Genomic DNA, 4,273 nt, shown 5'->3' on the forward strand with positions numbered 1-4,273 from the left:
GGCGCAGCACCGCGCGGCACTGGGCCTGCCCGCGACCTCGATGGCCTGGGGCCCCTGGGCCCACGAGGGCGGCATGCTCGGCCGGCTCGACGAGGTCGAGCTGCGCCGGATGGCCCGCAGCGGGGTGCCGCCGCTGGGCGCGGAGGAGGGCCTGGCGCTCTTCGACGCGGCCCGCGCCGGGGTCGAACCGGCCGTGCTGCCGGTCCGCCTCGACCTGCCCGCGCTGCGGGCCAGGGCCGCCGCCTCCGGCATCCCGCAGGTCCTGCGCGGCCTGGTGCACGCGCCCGCCCGCCGTACCGTGGACGCCAACGCCGCCGCGGCCGGGGGAGTCCCGCTCAAGCAGCGCCTGGCGGGCCTCGCCGAGGCCGAACGGCGGCGCCTGCTGGTCGAGTCGGTCTGCGCCGAGGTGGCCGCGGTCCTGGGCCACGCCTCGGCCGCCGAGGTCGACCCGGACCGCGCGTTCAAGGAGATCGGCTTCGACTCGCTGACCTCGGTCGAGCTGCGCAACCGCCTCAACACGGCCACCGGCCTGCGGCTGCCCGCCACCCTGGTCTTCGACCACCCGAACCCCGCCGCGCTCGCGGACCACCTGGTCGCCGAACTCGTCGACGGCGCCGGCGCGGTGGCCGCGCCGCTGCCCGTGCTCAGCGAGCTGGACAAGCTCGAAACCCTGCTTCTCACCACGACCACCGACGGCGTCGAGCGCACGAAGATCACGCTGCGCCTGCAGAGCCTGCTGTCGAAATGGAGTGACGCACACAGTGCAACGGACGGTAGTGCTGCGGACCGCGACGCCGATCGGGAGCTCGAATCGGCCACCGGCGACGACATCTTCGACCTGCTCGACAAGGAACTCGGCCTCTCCTGACCTCCTGGGCGCAAGCTCACTGACCGCCTCCTGGAGGTGACGAAGCACATGACCACGTCTTCGAACGAAGAGAAGTACCTCGACTACCTGAAGCGCGTCACAGCGGACCTGCGGCAGGCCCGCAGGCAGCTGCGCGAGGTCGAGGAGCGGGACCTCGAGCCGCTCGCCGTCGTCGCCATGAGCTGCCGCTACCCCGGCGGCGTGCGCAGCCCCGAAGACCTGTGGAACCTGGTCGCGACCGGGACGGACGCGATCGCCGGCATGCCCACCGACCGCGGCTGGGACTTCGACGCGCTCTACGACCCGGACCCGGAGAAGGCCGGCAAGAGCGTCAGCCGCGACGGCGGGTTCCTGTACGACGCCAGCGAGTTCGACGCCGGCTTCTTCGGCATCTCGCCGCGCGAGGCGACCGCGATGGACCCGCAGCAGCGGATCCTGCTGGAGACCGCCTGGGAGACCTTCGAGCGCGCCGGCATCGACCCGTCCTCGGTGAAGGGCAGCCAGGCCGGTGTCTTCATCGGCGCGGCCTCCTCCAACTACGGCACCACCATGCACGCCGGCCTGGCCGGCCTCGAGGGCCACCTGCTGACCGGGAACGCCTCCAGCGTGGTCTCCGGCCGCATCGCCTACAGCCTCGGTCTCGAGGGCCCGGCGGTCACCATCGACACCGCCTGCTCCTCGTCCCTGGTCGCCCTGCACCTCGCCGCCCACGCCCTGCGCCAGGGCGACTGCTCGATGGCCCTGGTCGGCGGCGTCACCGTCATGACCACCCCCGGCACCTTCATCGCCTTCAGCCGCCAGCAGGGCCTGTCCGCCGACGGCCGCTGCAAGGCCTTCGCCGCCGGCGCCGACGGCACCGGCTGGTCCGAGGGCGTCGGCATGCTGCTCGTCGAGCGACTGTCGGACGCGCAGCGCCTCGGGCACCCGGTGCTCGCCGTGGTGCGCGGCTCCGCCGTCAACCAGGACGGTGCCAGCAACGGCCTGACCGCCCCCAACGGCCCCGCGCAGCAGCGGGTCATCCGCCAGGCCCTGGCCAGCGCCCGGCTGACCGCCGACCAGGTCGACCTGGTCGAGGCGCACGGCACCGGCACCCGGCTCGGCGACCCGATCGAGGCCCAGGCCCTGCTCGCCACCTACGGCCAGGAGCGCGGTGAGAACGGCGAGCCGCTCTGGCTCGGCTCGCTCAAGTCCAACCTGGGCCACTCCCAGGCCGCGGCCGGCGTCGGCGGCATCATCAAGCTGGTCATGGCCCTGCAGCACGGGCTCATGCCGCAGACCCTGCACGTGGACGAGCCCACCCCGCACGTCGACTGGGCCTCGGGCGCGGTCAAGCTGCTGACCGAGGCCCGGCCCTGGCCGGAGACCGGGCGCCCGCGCCGCGCGGCCGTCTCCTCCTTCGGCATCAGCGGCACCAACGCCCACACCATCCTGGAGCAGGCCCCCGCCCCCGAGGCGGCCGAGGCCGCCGAGGGCACGGAAGGCGCCCCAGGCGCCGGGCGGCCCGCGCGGGTGTCCGCACAGGTCCCCGTGCCGGTCTCGGGCCGCTCGGCGGAGGCCCTGCGGGCCCAGGCGCGGGCGCTGCTCGCCCACGTCGAGGGCCGGCCGGAGCTGGGCCTGGCCGACCTGGGCTACTCCGCGGTGCGCGGCCGCGCCGTCCTGGAGCACCGGGCCCTGGTGCTCGCCGAGGACCGGACGGCGCTCACCGCCGCGCTGCGCGCGCTGGCCGAGGGCGACGCCTCGGCCGACGTGGTGCGCGGTGTCGCGGCGACGCGAGGCCGGACGGCGTTCCTGTTCACGGGGCAGGGGAGCCAGCGTCCTGGCATGGGGCGTGAGTTGTACGAGGCGTACCCGGTGTTCGCGGACGCCTTCGACGCGGTCTGCGCGCGGGTCGAACTGCCGCTGCGGGAGGCGGTGTTCGGGGAGGACGCGGACGTTCTCGCGCGCACCGAGTACACGCAGCTGGCGCTGTTCGCGGTGGAGACCGCGCTGTTCCGGCTGGTGGAGAGTTGGGGGGTCCGTCCGGACTTCCTGGTGGGCCACTCGATCGGTGAGATCGCGGCCGCGCACGTGGCCGGTGTCCTGTCGCTGGACGACGCCGTCACCCTGGTTGCGGCGCGTGGTCGGCTGATGCAGGCGCTGCCGGAGGGCGGCGCGATGGTGGCGGTCAAGGCGACCGAGGCCGAGGTGCTGCCGCTGCTCACGGACAGCGTCAGCATCGCGGCGATCAACGGGCCTTCCTCGGTGGTGATTTCCGGTGACGAGGCCGAAGTGCTGGCGATCGCCGCTCAGTTCGAGAAGACCAAGCGTCTCGATGTCTCGCACGCGTTCCACTCGCCGCTGATGGACGGCATGTTGGCGGACTTCCGCCGGGTGGCGGAGGGTCTGACCTATTCGGCGCCGCAGATCGCCGTGGTCTCCAACGTCACGGGTGCCCTGGCCACCGCCGAGGAGCTGTGCTCGCCCGAGTACTGGGTGCGCCACGTCCGCGAGGCCGTCCGCTTCGCCGACGGCATGCGCGCCCTCGAAGCCCAGGGCGTCAGCGTCTTCGTCGAGCTGGGCCCCGACGGCGTGCTCTCGGCCATGGGCCAGGAGTGCGTCGAGCAGGGCGTGTTCACCCCGGCGCTGCGCGCCGGCCGCCCGGAGCAGCGGGCGCTGCTGACGGCGCTGGCCACCGCGCACGTGAACGGTGCCGCGGTGGACTGGTCGCCGGCCTTCGACGGCACCGGTGCGAGCCGCGTCGAGCTGCCCACCTACGCCTTCCAGCGGCAGCGCTACTGGCTCGACCTGCCGAACGACGCCGCCGAGGCGGTCTTCGAGCCGGTGGACGGCACGGACTCCGCGTTCTGGGCGGCCGTCGAGAGCGGTGACCTCGCCGCCGTGGCGATGACGCTGTCCGTGGACGGCGGCGACGAGCTGGTGCAGTCCTCCCTGAGCACCCTGCTGCCCGCTCTCTCCACCTGGCGCGAGCAGCGCAGGAACCGGACCACGGTGGACGGTTGGCAGTACCACGTCACCTGGCAGCCGGTCGACGGTGAGCAGGCGGCCGCCCCGGCGGGCACCTGGCTGCTCGCCGTTCCGGCCGGCCTGGACGAGGCCACCGCCACCGCCGTCGCCGAGACGCTCACCGCGAGCGGCGCCGAGGTGCGCCGCGTCGAGATCGAGGCGGGCGCCGACCGGGCGGGCCTGGCAGAGCTGCTGGCCGGGATCGCCGCCGAGGGCACCGAGGTGTCCGGCGTGCTGTCCCTGCTCGCCCTCGCCGAGCAGCCGGACGCCGGCCAGCCGGTGCTGTCCGTCGGCTTCACCGCGACCATCGCGCTGGTGCAGGCGTTGGGTGACGCGGGTGTGGGTGCGCCGTTGTGGTTGGCGTCGCGGGGTGCGGTGTCGGTCGGTCGTGCCGATCGGGTG

Annotated in this window: 2 protein-coding genes; both read left to right on the plus strand. The window is 74.2% G+C overall.

Annotation, left to right across the window (positions count from 1 at the left end):
- On the plus strand, positions 1 to 868 hold an 868-nt coding region (locus ACWDBE_RS38975), incomplete at its 5' end, for a phosphopantetheine-binding protein (RefSeq protein WP_449810349.1).
- A 48-nt stretch (positions 869 to 916) separates the two neighbouring features.
- On the plus strand, positions 917 to 4,273 hold a 3,357-nt coding region (locus tag ACWDBE_RS38980), incomplete at its 3' end, for a type I polyketide synthase (protein WP_449810350.1).

The sequence above is a fragment of the Kitasatospora sp. NPDC001132 genome (assembly GCF_053598415.1).